This window comes from Brevundimonas naejangsanensis DSM 23858 (genome assembly GCF_000421705.1).
Taxonomy (GTDB): Bacteria; Pseudomonadota; Alphaproteobacteria; order Caulobacterales; family Caulobacteraceae; genus Brevundimonas; species Brevundimonas naejangsanensis.
In genome coordinates this window covers 24,751-47,065 of record NZ_ATXN01000007.1, presented here as the reverse complement: position 1 = coordinate 47,065, position 22,315 = coordinate 24,751, and the positions used below count along the sequence as shown (strand labels likewise).

The following is a 22,315-nucleotide window of genomic DNA, read 5'->3' as shown; positions in this document are numbered from 1 at the left end:
AGGGCGGCATCAGAACAGCTGCGGCGCGGGCGCCAGGGCGAACGGTCCCAGATAGGTGCGGCCGCCGCGGAACAGGATGGCCAACTCCACGCCCTGACCGTCGTCGCCGGTTCCGCCCTGCGGCGTGGCGGCGGCGGCCCTGGCCGCGGCGGCGCGGTCCAGCGCCCCGCCCTGCTGGGCGCCCGCCAGGCCGACGATGGCCGCCAGCGGCTTCTCGGCGCGCACGAAGACCTCGCCTTCAAGTTGGCCCTTGGCGTCCGCCGACAGGGCGTCGCTGGAGACGAAGGCCTTGCTTTCGCCCGCCTGAAGCTGGCCCTTCACGTCGATGAAGCGGCCGCCCGCCGCCGTCCATGCGGTCAGCAGTCCCTTGGCGTCCGCGCCCTTGCGCAGGGCCGAGGCCTTTTCGATCACCGCCTCGATCTGGGCGTTCAGCATCCCCGACTGGGTGAAGCCCTCGATCGGGCCGTTCGCGCGGCCCTCGCCGTCGACCAGGCGGAACAGCACGTCGACGTCATCGGTCGGCGTGTCCGAGCCGACCAGATGCGGCCGCATGTAAAACTGCACCAGCGCCGCCTGTTTCAGCGGGAAGGGCTCGGCGTCCGGCAGGGCGGTGAAGACCGGCTTCTCCAGCTCCAGCACGACATTGGGCCAGCGCTGGGTCAGGCCGTGCAGGCTCATGCGGATGCCTTCGGCGCGGATGGCGGTCTTGCCCTTTTCGCCGCGCGTGACGGTCAGACCGTCCGGCGCCGCCAGCACCCAGCGCGTGGGATTATAGGCGTTGGCCTGCGCCACCATCTCGGGCGCCTCGACGGCGTGGCCCGACGGCGCGATCACATCCAGATGCTTGATCGTCACCCGCGCGTGCATCGGCCAGCCCGTGGTCGAGACGCCGCCATGCGTGATGGTCCAGCCGCTCTGCTGCAGCCCGGCGATCTTGCCCTCCAGACGCTGTTCGATCTGTTGGGTCAGGAAGAACCACCAGCCGGTCCACAGGACCAGGCCCACGGCGACGATGGCGAAAGGGATGATCAAGCCCTTGCGGCTGTGATGCGGGACGGCGTCGGTCATGAGCGCGCTTTAGCAGGATGAGCGGCTGCTGACACGTCCTGTCAGCAGGAACAGGCGAGGCTGCCGCCCGTTCGAATTGCAAGCTGACAGGAGACGAGGATCATGGAGACGCAGCAGCTTCATCGCGGCCGGCTGATCGACCATCTGCAACTGGTGACGCCGAACCTTGAGGCCAGCCGCCGCTTCTACGGCGCGGTGCTGGAGGCCCTGGGCGTGCCGATCGGCGGCGAAGCCGAACGCTTCTTCTGGGCCGACGAATTGTTCGTCTCGGCGGTGGACAGCATCGCTGCGCAGGGCCGCGCGACCGGCCGCTGCCATCTGGCCTTCCAGGCGAAGGACCGCGCCATGGTCGAAGCCTTCCACAAGGCGGGGTTGGCGGCGGGCGGAACCGACAACGGCGCGCCGGGCGAGCGGCCCTATCACCCCGGCTACTACGCCGCCTTCCTGCTCGACCCGGACGGCAACAACATCGAAGCGGTGTTCCACGGCGAGGCCGAGCGTTCCGCCGCCAGCGTGGTCGTGACGTTCGAGAGCTAGGCTGGTCAGGCCGTCAGATCCGCCCACGCCGCCGCGCAGGCGCGGGCCGCCTCGTCCGGCGGTAGTTCGAGCAGCAGGCCGCGCTGGCCGCCGTTGATCAGCACCCGGTCGAACAGGATCGCCGTCTCGTCGATGAAGGTCGGGACGGCCTTGCGCTGGCCGAAGGGGCTGACGCCGCCGACCTTGAAGCCGGTCAGGCGTTCGGCGTCGGCGGGCTTCATCATCTGGGCCGACTTGCCCGCGGCGGCGGCGGCCAGCTTCTTCATGCTGACCTCGCAGTCGGACGGGACGACGACGCAGACAGGCTTGGCGTCCACCAGCGTCATCAGCGTCTTGAACACCTGCTCAGGCGCCCAGCCCAGCGCCTCGGCCGCCTGCAGGCCCACGCGCGGCGCGTCGGGGTCGTAGTCGTAGGGGTGCAGTTCAAAAGCGACGCCGGCCTTGGTCAGGGCGACGGTGGCGGGGGTGGTCTTGGACATGGCGTCCCCATCTCACCTTTCGTCATCCTCCGGCAAGCCGCGCAGCGGCGCTGACCGGGGGACCCAGCGGCGCCGAAGGCGATCTTTGCTGCAAGCGCGGCGCGTGGGCTTTCGCCCTCAGGGCGCCGCTGGGTCCCCCGGTCTCCGCTACGCTTCGCCGGAGGATGACGAAGAGGAGGCCAAGAACCCCTTGGTCAGCTCCACCGTTTCGGCCAGCCCCAGACGCAGCACCTCCGTCCCCGGCGGCAAGGCGGCGAACAGGCGCGTCGGACAAGCGGCGTCCAGCATGACGAAGACGCCCCGGTCGTCGGCCCGACGGATCAGCCGGCCGAACGCCTGAGCGATCCGCCCGCGCGCCAGGGCGTCGTCCCAGGAACGCCCGCCCGAGCCCGTGCCGAACCGCTCGCGCCGCGCCTTGTGCAGCAGGTCCGGGCGCGGCCACGGCACCCGGTCGAAGGCCAGAACGCGCAAGGACCGCCCCGGCACGTCCACCCCGTCCCGCACGGCGTCGGTGCCCAGCAGGCAGCTGTCCCGCTCGGCCCTGAAGACATCCACAAGCGCCCCGACCTCCAGAGGATCGACGTGCTGGGCGTAGAGCGGCAGGCCCGCGCGCGCCAGTTCCGGCCCCAGCCGTTCATAGACCGCCTTCAACCGCCGGATGGCTGTGAACAGGCCCAGTCCTCCGCCGCCCGCCGCCAGGAACAGTTCGCGCATGGCCGCCGCGATCTGGCGCGGGTCGTCCTTGACCAGGTCGTTGACGACGATGACCCGGCTGTTGGTGGCATAGTCGAAGGGACTGTCGACCTTCAGCGTCCGCGCCGGTTCGATCAGGCGCGCCGCCCCGGTCCGCAGGCGGGCCAGGTCAAAGGGATCTTCGGCCGCCGGGTCGGACAGGGTGGCGCTGGTCACCAGCACCCCGTGCGACGGCATGACCACCGCCGCCTCCAGCGGCACGGTCGGATCGATCCAGTGGCGACGCAGCGCCACGTCGTGGATGCGGCCGAAGGCGGCCTCGGCGCTCAACCAGTCCACATAGTCGGGGTCCGGTTCGTCGCCACCCTCCTCCAACGCCGCCAGCATGGAGCGCCAGCCGGGCAGGGTCATGCGGCCGCGCCGGTCCAGTCCGCGCAGCGAGCCTTCGATGCGGGCGCGGGCGGCGCCGTCCAGTTCGGCCGCCTCCTCGTCCAGAATGTCTTCGAGATGGCGCGACAGGGCCAGCAGGGGCGCCTCGACGGCGGCGATGGCGCGCGCGGCCTCGCGCGCGGCCTCCAGCACCGGCTCGGTGACGGGGCGCAGGGCGCATTCCAGCCCGAACTCGGCGCCGCCGTTCTCGGCCGCGCGGGCGCGCAGCTGCTCCAGCGCCGCGACCAGAAACCGCTCGATCGGCCCGATGGGGTTCACCTCGCCCGAGGCCGGGGCGATGCGGCCCGACACGCCTTCGCCGGGCAGTTGGGCGGCGGCCTGGAGCGCGTCCTTCAGGGCCTTGGAGGCGGCTTCGTTGTCGGCGGTCAGGTCGCCCAGACGCTGTTCCAGCCCGCGCCCGCGACGGCCTCGCCCCTCCGGCCCTCTGATCCAGCGGCGCAGTTCGGCCGCCTCCTGCCCCGACAGGCAGGCTGAGAAGGCGCTGTCGGCGGCGTCGAACAGGTGGTGGCCCTCATCGAAGACAATGCGCTTCAGCGCCGCCGTCTCGCCGTCCTGCTTCAGGCCGCGCGCCGTGCGGGCGCCGTCGAAGGCCGCCTGCGTCATCACCAGCGCATGGTTGGCCACCACCAGATCGGCCCGTCGGCTGGCGCGGATGGTCTTTTCAACGAAGCACAGGCGATAGTGGGGGCAGGCGGCGTGGACGCATTCGCCGCGCCGATCGACCAGATTGGCCGGTCCCGCCTGATGCATGGGCGCCGTCGCATAGAGGCCGGGCAGCCAGCCGGGATAGTCGCCCCCCGTCATGTCGCCGTCGCGGGTGTGGGCGGCCCAGCGCGCGGCCAGGGCCATGCCGATCAGGTCGCCGTTCCCCAGCTGCGCCGCCTGCACCATGTCCTGAAGGTTCAGCAGGCAGAGGTAGTTCTCGCGCCCCTTGCGCACCACCGTCTTGCGGCGTCGTTCGGCCTCGTCGGGCCACAGGGCGCGGCTTTCGCGGTCGATCTGGCGTTGCAGGGCGCGGGTGTAGGTCGATATCCACGCTGCGCCGGCGTTACGCTCGGCCCACAAGCTGGCGGGCGCTAGATAGCCCAGCGTCTTGCCCGTGCCGGTCCCCGCTTCGGCCAGCAGGACGCGCGGTCGGCCCTCCTCATTGCGGGGCGAGAAGGCGTAGGCGGCCTCGGCCGCATAGTCGGATTGGGCGGGTCGCGTCTCGTCCAGACCCGAGGCCTGCAGCAGCTTGTCCAGACGGATGCGGGCGCTTTCGGAATCGACTGGGGCGGACCCGGCCTCGCCGCGCGGCGCCTCGTCCTCCCACTCCTGCAGGCGAGCCCAGACGTCGAGGCCCGAGCCGCGCTGCTGACGCTCGCGCAACGGCCCGGCGCGCAGGGCTTGAAGCACGCGCGGCGCCCAGCCCCAACCCGCCCGCTCCAGCGTCAGGGCCAGCGTGTAGGCCTCCTCCCGTCCCGGATAGGCGGGCGCCGCCAGTTCAGCCAGCAGGTCGGCGGCGGCGGCGCGCAGGGCGGCGGCCTGCGCCTCGGCCCCTCTCGGCTCCTCGCGCCCCAGCGCCAGCGCCAGTCCGGTGGCCGACGGCGCGCAGAACCGGGCGGGGCGCACGAAGGCGAACAGCTCCAGCGCATCCAGCATCTCGCTCGAGCGCGGCGGCGGCGCCAGACCCAGACGTCGTGCTGTCAGCCCGGCGTGGGCGACGATGACGTCGCCGCCGGTGAACAGGCCCTCGGCGGCGCCGCGTCCGATCTTGCGCGCGCCCTGATCGTCGCACACGGCGCCGGCCCCCGGCGGCGTGGCCAGCGCGGGCGGCAGGTCGAACGTCAGGGACGACACGGTGCTGATCTCGGCGGATTCGACAGTCACCTTTGCTAGATAGCGTCGAAGGTGACGAAACGGAACGGGAACATGTTATAGGCTTGGCGTGACGACGCCGATCACTGCAACGCTTCCGCCTCTGTTCGCCGACTGGTTCGCCGGTCGGGGCTGGTCGCCGCGTCGGCATCAGCTGGACATGGTCGCGGCGGCGAAGGCCGGCCAGCACGCCCTGCTGGTGGCGCCGACGGGCGGAGGCAAGACGCTGGCGGGCTTCCTGCCCAGCCTGATCGATCTGGCCGAGCGGGGGCCGAGACCCGAGGCCGGGCCGGGATCGGGCGTTCACACCCTCTATCTGTCGCCGCTGAAGGCGTTGACCACCGACGTCGAGCGCAACCTGATGACGCCCATCCGCGAGATCGGGCTGAACATCCACGTCGAGAGCCGCACCGGCGACACCAAACAGTCGAAAAAGCAGCGCCAGCGCGACTTCCCGCCCGACATCCTTTTGACCACGCCGGAGCAGTTGGCCCTGTTCTGCGCCTGGGAGGGAGCGCGTAGCTATTTCGCCGATCTGAAATGCGTGGTGCTGGACGAGATCCACGCCATCTGGAGCGGCAAGCGCGGCGACCTGCTGGCGCTGGGGCTGGCGCGGTTGCAGACGTTCGCGCCGCAGATGCGGCGGGTGGCGCTGTCGGCGACGGTGGATGATCCGGGCAGGATCGCCGACTGGTTGTCGCCGTCTCTCGCAACACCGGACGCGGTGCGCGTCGTTCTCGGCGACCCCGGCGCCCCGCCGGTGGTGGATGTCCTGGTGTCGGAAGGCCGCGTGCCCTGGGCGGGCCACACCGGCGTCCACGCCATCCCCGAGGTTTACGACGCCATCAGGCAGGCAGGGCTCAGCCTGATCTTCGTCAACACCCGCTGGCAGGCCGAGTTCGTGTTCCAGTCGTTGTGGGCGATCAATGAGGACGATCTGCCGATCGCCCTGCACCACGGCTCGCTGGCCGCCGAGCAGAGACGCAAGGTCGAGGCGGCCATGGCGCGTGGCGACCTGAAGGCCGTGGTCTGCACCTCAACGCTGGATCTGGGCATCGACTGGGGCGACGTCGATCTGGTGATCCAGCTGGCCGCGCCGAAAGGGGCCAGCCGTCTGGTCCAGCGCATCGGCCGCGCCAACCACCGACTGGACGAGCCCTCGCGCGCCCTGATGGTCCCTGCCAGCCGCTTCGAGATGCTGGAGTGTCAGGCCGCGCGCGAAGCCGTGGCCGAGAACGCCTTCGACTGGGAGCCGGAACATACCGGCACGCTGGATACGCTGGCCCAGCACGTCATGGGATGCGCCTGCTCCGAACCCTTTGATCTGGCCGACCTATACGCCGAGGTGACGACGGCCGGCCCCTATCGCGGCCTGACCTATGAAGCCTTCGAGGAGGTCGTCGATCTGGTCGCCACAGGGGGCTATGCGCTGCGGACCTATGACCGCTTCGCCCGCATCGTGCGCACCCGCGACGGCAGGTGGACCGTCCGCAACGGCCAGATGGCCCAGCGGCACCGGATGAACGTCGGCGCCATCGTTTCGGCCGCCAATCTGAACGTGCGCGTCGCCGGGCGGCGAGGAGGCGGCAAACACCTGATCGCAGGCCGCAAGATCGGCGAGGCCGAGGAGTGGTATTTCGAACAGATGACGCCGGGCGACACCTTCGTCTTCGCCGGTCAGGTCTGGGCCTTTCAGGGCATCGTCAAGACGGACGCCCTCGTCTCGCCCGCCGTCGATAAAGACCCGAAGATTCCCTCCTACGGCGGCTCGAAATTTCCTTTGGGCACGTCGCTGGCCGAGCGGGTGCGGCGCATGGTGCAGGACCGCGACCACTGGCGCGTCCTGCCGCCCGACGTGCAGGAGTGGCTGGAACTTCAGGCGGTCCGCAGCGCCATCCCGGAGGCGCAGACCCTGCTGGTCGAGACCTTTCCGCGCGGGACGCGACACTTCATGGTCGCCCATCCGTTCGAGGGTCGGCTGGCGCATACGACGCTGGCCATGCTGCTGACGCGGCGGCTGGACCGGATGGGCGTCGGGCCTCTGGGCTTTGTGGTGACGGACTATTCTCTGGCCATCTGGTCGATCCGACCGATGGACGACCTTGACCTGGACGTCCTGTTCGAGCCGGACATGCTGGGCGACGATCTGGAGGCCTGGCTGGAGGAAAGCTTCATGATGAAGCGCTCCTTCCGCAACTGCGCGCTGATTTCCGGCCTGATCGAGCAGCGCCAGCCGGGGGCCGAGAAGACGGGGCGGCAGGTGACCTTTTCGACCGACCTGATCTACGACGTGCTGCGGCGGCATCAGCCGGACCATCTGCTGCTGAGGACAGCGCGCGCGGATGCGGCGACCGGCCTGCTGGACGTGGCGCGGTTGGGCCAACTGCTGAGCCGCATCCACGGCCGCATCGTCCATAAGGCGCTGGACAGGCCCTCGCCCTTCAGCGTGCCGGTGCTGGTGCAGATCGGTCGCGAACGGGTCGGCGGCGATGCGGCTGAGATGATCCTTGATGAAAGCGCCGAAGCCCTGATCGCCGAAGTCATGGAAGACGCGCCTGAGGCGCTGAAAGGGGCGGCGTGAACGACGCCCTGCGCGAAACCCTGTCGCCCTACCGTCATCCCTGCGGAGGGCTGAAGCTGATGGTGAACGGCGAGCCTTGCGTGCTGCGCTGTTCCGGCGCCCTGTGGCTGCCGGGGCGTCAGGCCCTGATCGCCTCGGACCTGCATCTGGAGAAGGGCTCGGCCTTTGCTGCGCGCGGCCAGATGCTGCCGCCCTATGACAGCCCCGCAACCCTGGCGCGGCTGGAAGCTGAGATCGAGGCGCTGGACCCGCGCATGGTCGTGCTGCTGGGCGACAGCTTCCATGATTCAAAAGCGGTGTCGCGCATGGACGGCGCCCAGCTGGCGCGGCTGGAGAGGCTGGCGGCCGGGCGCGACTGGGTCTGGCTGGAGGGGAACCATGATCTGGACGCTCTGGCCGGCGCCCTGGACCAGTTGCCGGGCCGGGTGGTCGAGACGATGGCGCTGGGCGGCCTGTTTCTGATCCACGAACCCCAGATCGAGCCGGCGCCGGGCGAGGTCGCAGGCCATCTGCACCCCGCCGCGCGCGTCGCCGCCTATGGCCGGGGGGTGCGGCGTCCGTGTTTCGTCACGGACGGGCGGCGGCTGATCATGCCCGCCTTCGGCGCCTTCACCGGGGGGCTGGATGTGCGCGATGCGGCGGTGGCGTCCCTGTTCGCGACCGCGCCGCTGGCGGCCCTGCTGGGGCGGGACAAGGTCCACGCCGTCGCCTTCGACCGCCTCAGCTGAGGCGGCGACGGCGCAAGGACGGTTCGGCCGGTCAGCCGACGTGGGGCGTGATGATGCCCAGGGGCAGGGTGGTGACGCTTTTCACCCCGCGCGTGACGATGTGACTCTCGCAGTTGGAGACGATGCCCAGCGTGAGCAGCTTGTCGCGCAGGAACTGGTCGAAGGCGTGCATGTCGGTGGTGATGATGCGCAGGACATAGTCTTCGCGCCCCGTGATGGTGGCGCACTGCACCACTTCCGGCCAGCCCTCGACGGCTTCCTCGAAGATCTGCAGATTGTCGCGCGTCGGCAGGCTCAGCTTGACGATGGCGTAGACCTCGAAGTCCAGACCCAGGAGTCCGGCGTCCAACAGCGTGACACGCTTGCGTATCAGGCCGCTATCCTCCAGTCTCTTGATCCGACGCCAGCAGGGCGAGGCCGACAGGCCGACCCGATCGGCCACCTCGGCGACGGACAGGCCTGCGTCCTGCTGAAGGATGTCAAGGATGCGCGCGTCGATGGGGTCGAGTTCGTCGGCCAAAGGCTTTCTCCGAATTTGCTTTCTGCGCAATAAAATACCCCAAATCGGTATTTGGCAAGAGCGTTTTTGGAAGAGCTAACATTGAGCCGACATGCTATGCCCTGCTTCATAAGGAAACGCGGCCGGTTCAACCGGACGGGAGGCATTGATGAAGAACACCCCGACGCTGTCGCTGCGCGTCCCGGAGCCTTCGGGCCGGCCGGGCGACACGCCTGATTTCAGCCATCTGAAGCTCGACGAGCCCGGCGCGGTCGCCCGCCCCGACGTCAGCACGGCCCCTGCCGAAATGCGCGACCACGCCTTCCGACTGATCCGCGTTCTGGATGATCAGGGCAAGGCCGTCGGGCCGTGGGACCCCAAGCTGGACCCCGAGACGATGCGTCGCGGCCTGAAGGCCATGATCCTGACGCGCGCCTTCGACGACCGGATGCACCGCGCCCACCGTCAGGGCAAGACCAGCTTCTATATGAAGTGCACCGGCGAAGAGGCCATCGCGGTCGCGCAAGGGATGATCCTGAGCCGCGAGGACATGGGCTTCCCCACCTATCGGCAGCAGGGTCTTCTGATCGCGCGCGACTATCCGCTCGCGACCATGATGAACCAGATCTATTCGAACGCCGAAGACCCCATCAAGGGCCGCCAGCTGCCGATCATGTATTCGGCCAAGGACTACGGCTTCTTCACCATCTCGGGCAATCTGGGCACGCAGTATGTTCAGGCCGTGGGTTGGGGCATGGCCTCCGCCATCCGCGGTGACGACAAGATCGCCATCACCTGGATCGGCGACGGCTCGACGGCCGAGAGCGACTTCCACTCGGCCCTGACCTTCGCCGCCGTCTATCGCGCGCCGGTCATCCTGAACATCGTCAACAACCAGTGGGCCATCTCGTCCTTCCAGGGCATCGCCGGCGGACTGGACACCACCTTCGCGTCCAAGGGCATCGGCTATGGCCTGCCCGCCCTGCGCGTCGACGGCAACGACTTCCTGGCCGTCTGGGCGGCGACCCAGTGGGCCGAGGAGCGCGCCCGGACCAACCAGGGCGCCACGATCATCGAGCTGTTCACCTACCGCGGCGCCCCGCACTCGACCTCGGACGATCCCAGTCGCTACCGCCCCGGCGACGAGCATGAGAAGTGGCCGCTGGGCGATCCGATCGCCCGCCTGAAACAGCACCTGATCGCTATCGGCGAATGGTCCGACGCACAGCAGGAAGAGGCCGAAAAGGAAGCGGTCGAGAAGGTCCGCGCCGCCGCCAAGGAATCCGAGGCCATCGGCACGCTCGGCCAGTCGCGCCCCAGCGTGAAGACCATGTTCGAGGAGGTCTATGCGACCGAGGACTGGCGTCTGGTCGAACAGCGCCGCGAAGTAGGAGTCTGAGTGATGGCCGAGATCAACGACAAGATTGAAGCCGACATGGTCGACCAGAAGAACGCCCCGGCGTCGGTCGCCCCGGACGCGCCCGCCGTTGCGCCGATGAACATGATCCAGGCCCTGAACTCGGCCCTGGACGTCAAGATGGCCGAAGACCCGACCGTCGTCTCCTACGGCGAGGACGCGGGTTATTTCGGCGGCGTCTTCCGCGTCACCGACCACCTGCAGAAGAAGCACGGCCTGAGCCGCAGCTTCGACGCTCCGATCTCGGAAACGGGCATCGTCGGCACAGCCATCGGCATGGCCGCCTATGGCCTGCGCCCGGTCGTCGAGATCCAGTTCGCCGACTACATCTATCCGGCCTACGACCAGATCGTCTCCGAAGCGGCCAAGATGCGCTATCGCTCGGGCGGCCAGTTCACCTCCTCAATGGTGATCCGCAGCCCCTACGGCGGCGGCATCTTCGGCGGCCAGACGCACAGCCAGTCGCCGGAAAGCCTGTTCACCCACATCGCCGGTCTGAAGGTGGTGATCCCGTCCAACCCCTATGACGCCAAGGGTCTGCTGACCGCGGCGATCGAGGACGACGATCCGGTCATCTTCTTCGAGCCCAAGCGCCTCTACAACGGCCCCTTCGACGGCTGGCACGAAAAGCCGGTCAGCCCGTGGAAGGCGCAGGAACTGGCCCAGGTTCCGACCGGCAAATACGTCGAGCCGATCGGCAAGGCCCGGGTGATGAAGGAAGGCTCCGACGTCACCATTCTGGCCTACGGCACGATGGTCTGGGTGGCGCTGGCGGGCGCCGAGCATGCGGGCGTGGACGCCGAGGTCATCGACCTGCGCACCCTGGTGCCGCTGGACATCGAGGCCATCGAGGCCTCGGTCAAGAAGACCGGCCGGTGCGTCATCGTGCATGAGGCGCCGAAAACCTCGGGCTTCGGCGGCGAGTTGAGCGCTCTGGTGCAGGAGCGCTGCTTCTATCACCTGGAGGCGCCGGTGGCGCGCGTGACCGGTTGGGACACGCCCTATCCGCACGCCTTTGAATGGGAATATTTCCCCGGACCGCAGCGGGTCGCCGACGCGCTGAAAGCCGTCATGTCGGGAGGCCGTTAAGATGGGTCGTTTCGTCTTCAAGCTGCCCGACGTGGGCGAAGGCACCGCCGAGGCCGAGCTCGTCGGCTGGCACGTCAAGGTCGGCGATACCGTCGCCGAGGATCAGATCGTCGCTGACGTCATGACCGACAAGGCCACGGTCGAACTGACCAGCCCGGTCGCGGGCGTCGTCACCGCCCTGCACGGCGAGCCCGGTCAGATGATGGCCGTGCGCGGCCCGCTGGCCGAGTTCGAGGTCGAGGGCGAAGGCAACGCCGCCGCCGCCGCCGATGAGCCAGCCCCTGCGCCCGTCGTCGCGGAGCCCGAGCCTGCTCCGGTCGCCGTCGAAGCGTCCAAGGCTGAAGCCGCTCCTGTGTCCCCTGCGCCGGGCGGCGCCGCGAACCACGTCTTCAAGCTGCCCGACGTGGGCGAAGGCACGGCCGAGGCCGAGCTGGTCGGCTGGCATGTCAAGGTCGGCGACACGGTTCAGGAAGACCAGATCCTCGCTGAGGTCATGACCGACAAGGCGACCGTCGAACTGACCAGCCCGGTCTCCGGCGTCGTCGTCGCCCTGCACGGCGAAGCCGGTCAACAGATCGCCGTCGGCGGCCCGCTGGTCAGCTTCAAGGTCGAGGGCAAGGGCAATGTCGCCGAAGCTCCGGCCGCCGCTCCGGCGCCCGCCGCCAAGGCCGCGCCTGCGCCTGCGCCTGTCGCCGCACCGGCCGCCAAGCCTGCTGCTGCGCCCAAGGCCGACGCCAGGCCCGTTCCCGCCCTGACCGGCCGCCAGCCCGGCGAGCGCCCGCTGGCCTCGCCCGCCGTGCGCAACCGCGCGCGGGATCTGGGAATCGACCTGGTCTTCGTGCCGGGCAACGGCCCCGCCGGCCGCATCGAGCACGCCGACCTGGACGCCTTCGTGGCGCGCGGCGGCACGTTCGCCCCGGCCACGGCCGCGGGCGGTTCGCTCTACGCCAAGGCCGAGGGAACCAACGAAGTCCGTATCATCGGCCTGCGCCGCAAGATCGCGGAGAAGATGGCCGAGAGCGTGCGTCGCATCCCGCACATCACCTATGTCGAGGACATCGACATGACGGCGGTGGAAGAGCTGCGCGCCCACCTGAACGCCCAGAACAAGGGCACGGGGAAGGCCAAGCTCAACGTCCTGCCCTTCATCGCCCGCGCCATCGTCGTGGCCCTGAAGGACCAGCCGAACATCAACGCCACCTATGACGACGAGGCGGGCGTGCTGACCCAGCACAACGCCGTCCATCTGGGCATCGCCGCCCAGACGCCGAACGGCCTGATGGTCCCGGTCGTCCGCCACGCCGAGGCGCGCGACGCCTACGATACAGCCGAGGAAATCGCCCGCGTCTCGGGCGCGGCCAAGGACGGCAGCGCCAAGCGTGAGGAGCTGTCCGGCTCGACCATCACCATCACCTCGCTGGGCACGCTCGGCGGCGTGGTGCACACGCCCATCATCAACCACCCGGAAGTCGCCATCGTCGGTCCGAACAAGATCGAGGAGCGCGTCGTGGTGCTGAACGGCCAGATGGTCGTGCGCAAGATGATGAACCTGTCCTCCAGCTTCGATCACCGCATCGTCGACGGCCATGACGCGGCGGTCTTCGTGCAGAAGATCAAGACCCTGCTGGAGAACCCGGCGACGTTGTGGATGAACTAAGAACCCAGCCTCTTCCTTCCGCTCATCCCCGCGGAGGCGGGGACCCAGGCTTTAGCTTCGGACCCCGCCCTTGGCCTTCTTCACCTACATCATGGCCAGCCGACGGAATGGGACGCTCTACACGGGCTCGACGGACGACATCGGTCTGCGCGCCTGGCAGCACAAGGAAAGGGCGGGCTCCAAGTTCACAGCCCGCTATGAGGTCGAAAGACTGGTCTGGTTCGAGATCCACGAAACCCGCGAGGCGGCGTTTCAACGGGAGCGGCAGATCAAGAAGTGGAACCGTCAGTGGAAGCTGCGGCTGATTGAAGACATGAACCCTGGCTGGCGCGATCTGACCGAGACTTTGAGCGCGTAGCCGAAACCTGGGTCCCCGCCTCCGCGGGGATGAGCGGAGAGTTTGATGCAGACCCTCAAGACCAAAGTCCTGATCATCGGCGCCGGAACCGGCGGCTATGTGGCGGGCATCCGTTGCGGCCAGCTCGGCCTGGACACCATTCTGGTGGACGCCTCGCCGGGCCTCGGCGGCACCTGCCTGAACGTCGGCTGCATCCCGTCCAAGGCCATCATCCACGCAGCGGGCAAGTATGAGACGGTGGCCAAGGCCGCGTCTGACGCGGGCACGCTGGGCATCACCGCCTCGACCCCGGCCATCGACCTGTCGAAGACGGTCGAGTGGAAGGACGGCGTGGTCAAGAAGCTGAACGCGGGCGTCGCCGCCCTGCTGAAGAAGGCCAAGGTCAAGGTCATCAAGGGCTGGGCCGAGTTTTCGGACGCCAAGACCTGCACCGTGAAAACCGACGACGGCGATATCCGCATTACCGCCGAGCACGTCATTCTGGCCACGGGGTCGGAGCCGGTCGAACTGCCCTTCCTGCCGTTCGGCGGCGACGTGATCTCGTCCACCGAGGCGCTGAGCCTGCCGGAAGTGGCCAAGAAGCTGGTCGTCGTCGGCGGCGGCTATATCGGCCTGGAGCTGGGCATCGCCTTCCGCAAGCTGGGCGCCGAAGTCGCCATCGTCGAGATGGCCGAGCGCATCCTGCCGCTCTACGACAAGGCTCTGACCGACCCCGTCGCCAAATGGCTGGAGAAGCACGGCGTCCAGCTGCTGCTGGGCGCCCGCGCGGGCGGCTTCGGAGACGGCAAGCTGAACGTCACCGACAAGGACGGAAACCCGATGCAGTTGGACGCCGACAAGGTGCTGGTCACCGTCGGCCGCCGCGCGCGGACCCAGGGCTGGGGCCTGGAGAACATGGGCGTGGCCATGAACGGCCCGTTCGTGAAGATCGACAATCGCTGCGCCACCAGCATGAAGAACGTCTGGGCCATCGGCGACCTGACCGGCGAACCCATGCTGGCGCACAAGGGCTCGGCGCAAGGTGAAGTCGTGGCCGAAATCATCGCCGGTCATGATCGCGTGTTCGACCCGACCACCATCGCCGCCGTCTGCTTCACCGAGCCGGAGATCGTCTCGGCGGGCCTCGGCCCTGACGACGTCAAGGGCCGGGACGACGTGATCCAGGCGGTCTTCCCCTTCGCCGCCATCGGCCGCGCCCTGGCCATCGAGGCGGGCGAGGACGGCGGCTTCGTCCGCGTCATCGCCTCCAAGTCGGATCACCGTCTGCTGGGCGTTCAGGCCGTCGGCCAGCATGTCTCGGAGCTGTCCAACAGCTTCGCCCAGATGCTGGAAATGGGCGCGGTGCTGGAGGATGTGGCCGGAACCATCCACGTCCACCCGACCCTGGGCGAAGCTTTCCACGAGGCGTCTCTGCGGGCTCTGGGCCACGCCATACACATCTGAGGACGCTATCGCTCGCGATGCGGTCGCTCGCTGCGTGAGCGCAGTCGAGCAGGCCGCGATCGTCGGCCCTTCGGGACCTCCCGACCCGACGCGGCCGGAGCGGTCTTTTGCTCCGCTCGAGGCAAGAAAAAGGGGCCGTGCGAACGACATCGCGCGGCCCCTTCGTGTATCTGGCGTTCGTCGTCAGTGCTTGGCGGGAACGCGCGTGTCGGTGGCTGGATCGACGGCGCCGGGGCGGCCCTCGGCGGCGGCCTGAGCCTGTTTGTCTTCCAGCTTGTCGGCGACCTTGCCGGCGCCGTCTTCGACAGCCTGAGCGGCCTTCATGGCGCCGGATTCGATGACTTCTCCGGTCTGGGCGGCCACGTCGGCAGCCTTGTCGCCGGCGGCTTCGGCGTTGGCCTCGGCCTTGTTCTGCTCGGCCTGGGTGCAGGCGGCGGCGCCGAGCGCCAGAACCGAGGCGACGGCGATGGTCAGGGTGCGGATGCGCATGGGTGATAGCCCCTCTGAGATTTGAACCTTGGCCTTAACGCCATCGACCCGCCGCGGGTTGCGATGGGGCTCAGTCCAGATCCACCGGCAGCGTCTGGCTGGCCAGCAGCCGCTCCGTCGTCTTCCAGTGATCCGGCCCCTGCCGTTCGACCCAGGCCTGCACCATGTCGCGGCCGAGGCCATAGTTGATGATGTAAGAGCGATACGTCTCGATGAAGCTCAACCGCTGCGCTGCACGGTCGCGCGCGACGAGGCTGTATTTCTGCAACTGGTCCAGCGCCGTCTCGCGGTCGATGCGCCCGGCCAGATAGGCGTCCGCCACAGTATACTCCGCCCGCGCCAGCTCGCGCGTCAGGGCCAGAAGCTGCGTCTGCGCCTCCGCCGTCGCCGGGTCCAGCCCCGCCAGTGGATACAGCACGCGCGCCTCGAAATCCGTCCGCTCATGGCCGGGGAAGGCCAGGTCGATGCCGTAATTGGCGCTGCCCTCGGCGATGAAGGACATGGGGCTGAACAGCGGATAGACGCTCATCTCGACCCAGCCCTTGTCCTTGACGAAGGTCTGCTCCAGCAGGGCGTTGTAGACGTGGTGGCCCGGATAGCCCTCGTGGCAGCCCAGATCGACCGCGCGGTCGATATAGATCGGCAGGTCGGTGTTCACCTGGATCAGGCTAAAGGCGCCGCCCTTGAACCAGTTGTAGCCGGACCACGGCTTGTCGTTCACGAACTCCAGGGTGAAGGTCTCGCCTGCGGGCAGGGTCATGTGGCGTTCGGTGCGCGCCTTGCACTCGCCGATGGCGGCGCGCATCACCGTATCCAGCCGGTCCTTGGGAATGACGTAACGGGCGCGGAAGGCGGCGACCCGTTCCGCCAGCGGCCCCTCGCCGGGGACCAGGGCGTCGATGCGCGCCAGTACCGGATCGTAGGACGACAAGGGCCGCAACTCCGGCCGCACGCCGAACAGGGCCTCGGCCTCGTCGGCGAAACCCATCTTCTCGCCCTGAAGCATCCGCAACCGCGCCGAGGCCGCCGCGACATGGGCCTTCAGATAGGCGCGGCGCTGACGGCTCTGGGCGTCCAGGCCGCGCTCGGGCAGGGCGTCCAGACGTCGGCTCAACGCCGCCGCGCCTTCGGCCAATTGGGGCAGGGCGCGCGGGTTGGCCTTGGCCGCCTCGGCCCACTCGGCCGGGCCGTAATAGGCGTCGACATAACCCGGCTCGCGCTCGCCGATCTCCAGCGTCAGGGCGACATAGTCGCGCGCGACGGCGTCCAGACTGTCGGCGTCCGGCTTCTGCGCCGCAGCGCAGGCGGCCAGAACGACGACGGCGCCCATCAGGGCGGCGATGGTGGCGACACGCATGGAAATCTCCCTCTCTCGCCCCTGACGCTAGGCGCTCCGGCCCCTCTCGCCAAGAAGCGACCAGCGGAAGGCAGTTCAGGGATTGAGACCGCCCCGCCCATGCTGTAAGCACCGCCCTCCGGCCTCGTCGCCGCAGACGCACCCGTAGCTCAGCTGGATAGAGTGCTGCCCTCCGAAGGCAGAGGTCACAGGTTCGAATCCTGTCGGGTGCGCCAGCCTCAATCATATCGTTGAAAACGCTACGGATTTACCGTCAGCAGCACCGTCTTTCGACGATTGCTACACATCCTTGCTACACAATTTTCCCGTCGATCATGGGCTAACCTATTCTGATCATTCAGGAAAACGTCGCAAAGACTGCTACACAAAGCTGCTACGCAATGTTCGAACGCATTTGGTCGAACGAGGTGGCGGTCGCATCTATTACCGGCGCCGTGTGCCAGAGGCTCTGCGGGGCATTATCGGTAGAAATGAAATCTGGAGATCGTTGAGGACGGACAGCCCAACGGTAGCCAAGCGTCGCGCCTTACGAGTGGCTGCCCAGATCGAGCAGGAATTCGAAATCGCCCGGTCAAAGGTCGGTCTGATCGTCGATCCGATCATGCTCGAAGCATTCGGCGAACCGGCGCCGCTCGCATCGCCGCCAGCCATTGTCGAGACGGAAGCCTCGACCGGCATCACGCTCGGCGATCTCTACGACGCATACATGGATGATCCGACGCGGGATTGGTCGCCAACGACGCGGATGGCCTACCAGACGACCAAGCGGCTCGTCATGGCGATCCTCGGCGCAGACACGCCAGCGCGCTCCATCACCCGTAGCCAGTGCCGCGACATGATCGAAGTGCTGCGCTGGCAGCCTCGAAACGCTTCCAAGCTTTTCCCGAAGCTCACCCCCGTCGAGATTGCTGAGAAGGCCAAGGCCGAGGGCCGCACTGACTTGATCAACGCCGCCAACATAAACACCTACCTGAACAAGCTCGGCGGCGTGCTGAACTGGGCCGTGAAGGAAGAGATGCTGGAGCGAAATCCGGCGCAGGGTCTGCGTGTGCCTGATCCGACCGCACGGCGCGACAAACGCCTGCCGTTTTCGACCCGTCAGCTACAGACGATCTTCTCGGCGCCGCTCTATACTGGCTGCCGCGACGATGGGCACGGCTACGCCACGCCCGGTCCGGAGCGACCACGCAACGCCCGTTTCTGGATTCCCCTGTTGTCGATGTTCGGCGGCCTGCGCTTGAACGAGGCCTGCCAACTCGACGTGGCTGACATCCGGCGGATCGACGGAGTGGACTGCTTCGTCATCACCGAGCGGTCCGACGGCGACCAAACCGACAAACGATTGAAGACCGCATCCAGCGAACGAGTCGTCCCGATCCACGTGACCTTGATCGATCTCGGTTTCATGGATTTCGTGCGCCAGAGAAAGCGGTCTGGAGAGACCAAGCTGTTCGCGGAGGTCGGAATGGGCGCCACCGGCTATCGCTCCACGACCTTCTCTGCGTGGTTCCGCCGTTTCGTCGCCAAGGCGGGAGCCGCCGCTCCGAAGACCTGCTTCCACAGCTTCCGTCACGGATTCCGTGATGCTCTGCGTGAAGCGCGGATCGACCGCGATATTGCGTTACTATTGGGTGGCTGGACGGCTGGAAGCGGGTCCGCTTCCGTGTCGGATGCCTACGGCAGCGGCTACCGGATTACGACACTGAAGGAAGCCATCGACAGGATATCATATTCGGGTCTCGACCTGTCACACCTTCGCGAATGAGAAGCAGGAGTGGTTTCCTTACAGCCTAGCCCACGCAGGCAACCTGTAAGCTGCTCTTACAAGTTGCCTTCAGAGCTTTGTGTAGCAGTCTTTGCGACGTTTTCCTGAATGATCAGAATAGGTTAGCCCATGATCGACGGGAAAATTGTGTAGCAAGGATGTGTAGCAATCGTCGAAAGACGGTGCTTCTGACGGTAAATCCGTAGCGTTTTCAACGATATGATTGAGGCTGGCACACCCGACAGGATTCCTCTGGTGGCTAACTTTGTTGTCCATGCCGCACTCCTGATTTGGAGCGTCCAGCCATCGTCATCAGGACGATTCAGGTCAACGCTGCGATAGGCGATAGGCGATAGGCGATACCCGAAGGCGAAAACTACGGCGTCTACTTCGAATGCAACAATCGGCTTGTCGTGAAGGAGCTGAAGGTTCGCGAGGTCGGTTACTACGTCCCTTCAGAAGCTGGCGTCCCGCACCCTGACGCCTCGCTTGCGCGGGTCGTGGTTAGGTTCACCGGTCCGGCAGAACTCATGCCGTGGAACAGCAGTAAGAGCGGCATCACCTACAGCCATCCGGCGTTCATGGCGGTGCGCGGGCGGATCATCGATTTCATCAGCTACTTCTCGCAGGTGTCCCGCCGCACCAAGCATCAGCGGGACGAGATCATCGCGCAGGCCTCTGGCATCATGGAGGAACTGGACCCCGCGCAAGCCAGCTCCGGGCGCAAGAAGATCCTGCCGCGGCCGCCCAGCACCAAGCGTCCGAGCCGGTTCGAGCAGGTGATGGAGGACAACAGCAGGATCGTCCGCGACCAGCCTTGGACCCTTGGCCTCGTGGAAGCGATGGGTCTGGTCGATGTCATCGGCGATCAACGCAGGTTCAAGACCCGGAACCGCGCGGCCTTGATGCTCTTGGATAGCAACTTCGAGATCGCGCTCAAGGAATTCATCGTCCACCGCAAGGACCTGTTCCCGGCGCACAAATACACCAATGCTTTCTTGGCGAACCTGATGACCAGTCGGACCAACGTCATCAAGGACGTGGCGTCCAAGATGACCTTGCCGCAGACGCTGCTGACCAAGGTCAGTCATTACTACGACCTACGGAATAACCTCACACACCAACGGGCGACCGTGGAGGTGTCCGATCGCGACGTGGAGGACTATCGGAAGGTCATCCAACGGGTGCTGCGGACATTGTTCAAATTAAAATTTCCGAGCGACTGATTAGGCGTAGGTCCCGGCTTTTCACAGTCGCAAGCAGCCATTGTTGGCGGAGCTGGATGTCCGGAAGTTGGCTGTTCGCCAATGGCCGCTCTTGGCGCTTAGGGGAAATCCCGAATCCCTGCAGAAATGCACACGTCGCGCGGGTGGCAGTGCGACGGTTGTCGGGGCGGTTGCGGGGGGAATGATGTCGGCGAGAGCCCGTTAGATGTCGGCTTCGTGGTCTTATGACAGGCGGGCGGTCTGGTAATCGGCTGCGACGTGGTCGCTCAACGGCATCAGGGGTAAGCGCGCGTCGAACTCCGCGCCCAGTTCGCCTGCGATGATTCACTTTCGATTTCAGATGACCTTTCGGACGCACCTGATCGAGAGATGATGCGGAACCTCAGGTACCGGGCGCGCTGCCGTTTAAACGGTCAGACTCTTCTGAGGGAACCTGAGGCAGTCTGCGTTCCAACCTCAGATTGACTTCTAGCAAGTGACTGATCTTGAACGGCCGCGGCGGGCACGAAACGAACTTTGGAAAGCAGCCAGCTTTGTAAAGCTCGGAAGAAAGGCCCTGTGGCGGCGTACGCCGTCCAACTTTCTCTGTCGGAGTCCAACTTGTTGTGACATCCGACAAAAAGATGGCGCACCCGAAGAGATTCGAACTCCTGACCCCCAGATTCGTAGTCTGGTGCTCTATCCAGCTGAGCTACGGGTGCGCACCGCCTTGCGGGCAGGGCCGGGTATCTAGCGGGTCGCTTTCGGGCTGGCAAGTCGGTTTTCTAAGAAAAACTTGAGAAAATGCAGGGTTGGCGTGAGCGGGCGCGGGGCCTAGGCATAAGGCGCCCTGCAACGTGCTGGAGAGATTGCGTGCGCGCCTTGCCATTTTCGACCTTCCGTCCTGCCCGCAGAATGTCGGCCCTGATCGCCGGGACGGCCGCTGCGACCCTGTTGCTGAGCGGATGCGCGACCTCGGCGGTGGACGTCGGCGTCGCGCCGGGAGCGCAGGCGCAGGCGCACGCAAGCCAGACCATCGCGCGCGGGCCGTTCGTGTCGGCGGCCAATCCGCTGGCGGTCGAGGCGGGGATGAAGGTGCTGACGCGCGGCGGGTCGGCCGTGGATGCGGCCGTGGCCGTGCAGGCGGTGTTGGGGCTGGCTGAGCCGCAGTCGTCGGGCCTGGGCGGCGGGGCCTTCATGATGTTCTATGATGCGCAGAGCGGGGCCGTCACCGTCTATGACGGACGCGAGACGGCGCCTGCCGCCGCCACGCCTGAGCTCTTTTATGAGAACGGACAGCCGCTCGCCTTTGTCGATGCGGTGTTGAGCGGGCGCTCGACCGGGGCGCCCGGCGTGGTGCCCATGCTGGCTCTGGCGCAGAAGCAGCACGGCGCCCTGGCCTGGTCGGAACTGTTCGGCGACGCCGAGAAACTGGCGCAGGACGGCTTTGTCGTCAGCGAGCGGCTGGCGGGCATGATCAACAGCGACGCGCCTCAGGCGAAGACCCGCTGGGCGAGCGAGTATTTCACCAAGCCGGACGGCGCTCGCTATCAGGCGGGCGAGACGTTGCGAAACCCGGCCTATGCCGAAACGGTGCGCCGTATCGCACGGGACGGGGCCGCCGCCCTGCAACAGGGGCCGTTGGCCGAGGCCATCGTCGCCGCCGTGCATGAAGGCCCGCGCCCTGGCGCCCTGACCACGGCCGACGTCGCCGGCTATCGCCCGATCGTGCGCGAGGCCGTATGCGGTCCCTACAAGATCTACACCGTCTGCGTGCCGCCGCCGCCGTCCAGCGGAGCCTCCATCCTGGAGTTGCTGGCGATGGCTGAGCGGACGCCGGACATCGACAAGGGCCCCGACAGCCCCGAGGCCTGGGCCGCCTTCGGCCAGCTTCAGCGGCTGATGTACGCCGACCGCGACCGCTATTTCGGCGATCCGGCTTTCGTCAGCGTTCCGGTCGCGGGTCTGCTGGATCCCGCCTATGTGGCCGAGCGAGCGGCCCTGGCGCCGGGCCTTCGCGGGGCGGCGCCTTATGGCGTTCCGGCGGGGGCGCCGAGCGTCGGCGCTGACGCTACGCGGGAACCGGCGGGGACGTCGCACCTAGTCGTGGTGGATGCGCAAGGCAACGCCGTCAGCATGACCACCACGGTCGAGAGCCTGTTCGGCTCGGGCCGTATGGCGGGCGGCTTCTTCCTGAACAACCAGCTGACCGACTTCTCCATGGTCCCGACCGCGTCGGACGGCACGCCTGCAGCCAACGCCGTGGCGGCGAACAAGCGGCCGCGTTCGTCGATGTCGCCTGCCCTGATCCTGGATCGCGAGGGGCGTCTGGTCGGCCTGCTGGGCTCGCCGGGCGGTTCGTCGATCCTGGCCTATAACGCCAAGGCCCTGATCGGCGCCCTGGCCTGGGGCCTGCCGCTGCAGCAGGCGTTCGACCTGCCGAACCTGGTGGCCAAGGGTGACGGCTTCGGCGCCGACACCGAGGGCTTCCCGGAGGCGGTGCGCGAGGGGATGGCGGCGCGCGGCGTGGAGTTGAAGCCCAATACGACCGAGACTTCCGGTCTGCACGGCGGCCTGTGGCGGAATGGGCGCTGGGACGGCGGCGCGGACAGCCGTCGCGAGGGCGTGGCGCGGACGCAGTAA

At 67.3% G+C, this 22,315-nt stretch carries 17 protein-coding genes and 2 tRNA genes; 12 read left to right on the top strand and 7 right to left on the bottom strand.

Annotated features, from left to right (window positions below; translation table 11 throughout):
• Positions 1–9: 9 nt before the first annotated feature.
• The gene (locus tag H556_RS0113460) at positions 10–1,068 is read right to left on the bottom strand and encodes a DUF2125 domain-containing protein (RefSeq protein WP_024354939.1); all 1,059 of its coding nucleotides are present in this window, start codon (positions 1,066–1,068) and stop codon (positions 10–12) included.
• Between the two features lie 102 nt (positions 1,069–1,170).
• Here H556_RS0113460 and H556_RS0113455 point away from each other — a divergent pair, with 102 nt between their 5' ends.
• Entirely contained in the window at positions 1,171–1,605 is a 435-nt protein-coding gene (locus H556_RS0113455; RefSeq protein WP_024354938.1) for a VOC family protein, read from the top strand.
• Positions 1,606–1,610: 5 nt separating this feature from the next.
• On the opposite strand, the gene ybaK is transcribed toward H556_RS0113455, so the two are convergent.
• Both ybaK and H556_RS0113445 read right to left on the bottom strand, forming a co-directional pair.
• Positions 1,611–2,084, bottom strand: coding sequence for a Cys-tRNA(Pro) deacylase (gene ybaK / locus H556_RS0113450; RefSeq protein WP_024354937.1), 474 nt, complete (start codon positions 2,082–2,084; stop codon positions 1,611–1,613).
• 147 nt (positions 2,085–2,231) lie between these two features.
• Positions 2,232–5,096: an ATP-dependent DNA helicase gene (locus H556_RS0113445; protein ID WP_024354936.1), complete on the bottom strand. Its 2,865-nt coding sequence runs from the start codon at positions 5,094–5,096 to the stop codon at positions 2,232–2,234.
• A 58-nt stretch (positions 5,097–5,154) separates the two neighbouring features.
• Between H556_RS0113445 and H556_RS0113440 the strand changes: the two genes are divergently transcribed.
• Both H556_RS0113440 and pdeM read left to right on the top strand, forming a co-directional pair.
• The gene (locus H556_RS0113440; RefSeq protein WP_024354935.1) at positions 5,155–7,665 is read left to right on the top strand and encodes a ligase-associated DNA damage response DEXH box helicase; all 2,511 of its coding nucleotides are present in this window, start codon (positions 5,155–5,157) and stop codon (positions 7,663–7,665) included.
• Positions 7,662–8,393, top strand: coding sequence for a ligase-associated DNA damage response endonuclease PdeM (gene pdeM / locus H556_RS0113435; RefSeq protein ID WP_024354934.1), 732 nt, complete (start codon positions 7,662–7,664; stop codon positions 8,391–8,393). Before H556_RS0113440 ends, pdeM begins: the two co-directional genes overlap by 4 nt.
• A gap of 31 nt (positions 8,394–8,424) precedes the next feature.
• Here pdeM and H556_RS0113430 read toward each other — a convergent pair whose 3' ends face one another.
• The gene (locus H556_RS0113430; RefSeq protein WP_024354933.1) at positions 8,425–8,913 is read right to left on the bottom strand and encodes an Lrp/AsnC family transcriptional regulator; all 489 of its coding nucleotides are present in this window, start codon (positions 8,911–8,913) and stop codon (positions 8,425–8,427) included.
• Positions 8,914–9,061: 148 nt separating this feature from the next.
• On the opposite strand from H556_RS0113430, the gene H556_RS0113425 reads away from it, so the two are divergent.
• The 5 genes from H556_RS0113425 to lpdA all read left to right on the top strand — a co-directional run bounded on the left by H556_RS0113425 (position 9,062) and on the right by lpdA (position 14,856).
• Positions 9,062–10,291 carry a 3-methyl-2-oxobutanoate dehydrogenase (2-methylpropanoyl-transferring) subunit alpha gene (locus tag H556_RS0113425; RefSeq protein ID WP_024354932.1) on the top strand — a complete coding sequence of 410 codons (1,230 nt, stop codon included), beginning with the start codon at positions 9,062–9,064 and terminating at the stop codon, positions 10,289–10,291.
• Between the two features lie 3 nt (positions 10,292–10,294).
• Positions 10,295–11,398, top strand: a complete 1,104-nt coding sequence (locus H556_RS0113420; protein ID WP_024354931.1) for an alpha-ketoacid dehydrogenase subunit beta — start codon at positions 10,295–10,297, stop codon at positions 11,396–11,398.
• A 1-nt stretch (position 11,399) separates the two neighbouring features.
• Entirely contained in the window at positions 11,400–13,055 is a 1,656-nt protein-coding gene (locus H556_RS0113415) for a 2-oxo acid dehydrogenase subunit E2 (RefSeq protein WP_024354930.1), read from the top strand.
• 70 nt (positions 13,056–13,125) lie between these two features.
• Positions 13,126–13,413 carry a GIY-YIG nuclease family protein gene (locus tag H556_RS0113410; protein ID WP_024354929.1) on the top strand — a complete coding sequence of 96 codons (288 nt, stop codon included), beginning with the start codon at positions 13,126–13,128 and terminating at the stop codon, positions 13,411–13,413.
• A gap of 45 nt (positions 13,414–13,458) precedes the next feature.
• A complete protein-coding gene (gene lpdA / locus H556_RS0113405) occupies positions 13,459–14,856 on the top strand; it encodes a dihydrolipoyl dehydrogenase (protein ID WP_245559495.1) in 1,398 nt (465 codons plus the stop codon).
• Positions 14,857–15,039: 183 nt separating this feature from the next.
• Here the strand turns inward: lpdA and H556_RS0113400 are convergent, their stop codons facing one another.
• Both H556_RS0113400 and H556_RS0113395 read right to left on the bottom strand, forming a co-directional pair.
• On the bottom strand, positions 15,040–15,345 hold the full coding sequence (locus H556_RS0113400; protein ID WP_024354927.1) for a hypothetical protein: 306 nt from the start codon (positions 15,343–15,345) through the stop codon (positions 15,040–15,042).
• Positions 15,346–15,415: 70 nt separating this feature from the next.
• Positions 15,416–16,702, bottom strand: coding sequence for a hypothetical protein (locus tag H556_RS0113395; RefSeq protein WP_024354926.1), 1,287 nt, complete (start codon positions 16,700–16,702; stop codon positions 15,416–15,418).
• Positions 16,703–16,840: 138 nt separating this feature from the next.
• On the opposite strand from H556_RS0113395, the gene H556_RS0113390 reads away from it, so the two are divergent.
• The 3 genes from H556_RS0113390 to H556_RS16575 all read left to right on the top strand — a co-directional run bounded on the left by H556_RS0113390 (position 16,841) and on the right by H556_RS16575 (position 19,693).
• Positions 16,841–16,917 (top strand) — tRNA-Arg (locus tag H556_RS0113390).
• 74 nt (positions 16,918–16,991) lie between these two features.
• Positions 16,992–18,467 carry a site-specific integrase gene (locus H556_RS0113385; protein ID WP_336433134.1) on the top strand — a complete coding sequence of 492 codons (1,476 nt, stop codon included), beginning with the start codon at positions 16,992–16,994 and terminating at the stop codon, positions 18,465–18,467.
• A gap of 413 nt (positions 18,468–18,880) precedes the next feature.
• Positions 18,881–19,693, top strand: coding sequence for a hypothetical protein (locus tag H556_RS16575; RefSeq protein WP_211216134.1), 813 nt, complete (start codon positions 18,881–18,883; stop codon positions 19,691–19,693).
• Positions 19,694–20,317: 624 nt separating this feature from the next.
• Here H556_RS16575 and H556_RS0113375 read toward each other — a convergent pair.
• Positions 20,318–20,394, bottom strand: a tRNA-Arg gene (locus H556_RS0113375).
• 193 nt (positions 20,395–20,587) lie between these two features.
• Between H556_RS0113375 and H556_RS0113370 the strand changes: the two genes are divergently transcribed.
• Positions 20,588–22,315 carry a gamma-glutamyltransferase family protein gene (locus H556_RS0113370; protein ID WP_024354923.1) on the top strand — a complete coding sequence of 576 codons (1,728 nt, stop codon included), beginning with the start codon at positions 20,588–20,590 and terminating at the stop codon, positions 22,313–22,315.

Bases quoted from the DNA above. Each gene is read 5' to 3' on its own strand.
- H556_RS0113460 (WP_024354939.1), bottom strand. From the start codon at position 1,068: ATGACCGACGCCGTCCCGCATCACAGCCGCAAGGGCTTGATCATCCCT.
- H556_RS0113400 (WP_024354927.1), bottom strand. From the start codon at position 15,345: ATGCGCATCCGCACCCTGACCATCGCCGTCGCCTCGGTTCTGGCGCTC.
- H556_RS0113415 (WP_024354930.1), top strand. From the start codon at position 11,400: ATGGGTCGTTTCGTCTTCAAGCTGCCCGACGTGGGCGAAGGCACCGCC.
- H556_RS0113395 (WP_024354926.1), bottom strand. From the start codon at position 16,702: ATGCGTGTCGCCACCATCGCCGCCCTGATGGGCGCCGTCGTCGTTCTG.
- H556_RS0113370 (WP_024354923.1), top strand. From the start codon at position 20,588: ATGTCGGCCCTGATCGCCGGGACGGCCGCTGCGACCCTGTTGCTGAGC.
- H556_RS0113420 (WP_024354931.1), top strand. From the start codon at position 10,295: ATGGCCGAGATCAACGACAAGATTGAAGCCGACATGGTCGACCAGAAG.
- ybaK (WP_024354937.1), bottom strand. From the start codon at position 2,084: ATGTCCAAGACCACCCCCGCCACCGTCGCCCTGACCAAGGCCGGCGTC.
- H556_RS0113455 (WP_024354938.1), top strand. From the start codon at position 1,171: ATGGAGACGCAGCAGCTTCATCGCGGCCGGCTGATCGACCATCTGCAA.
- H556_RS0113425 (WP_024354932.1), top strand. From the start codon at position 9,062: ATGAAGAACACCCCGACGCTGTCGCTGCGCGTCCCGGAGCCTTCGGGC.
- lpdA (WP_245559495.1), top strand. From the start codon at position 13,459: ATGCAGACCCTCAAGACCAAAGTCCTGATCATCGGCGCCGGAACCGGC.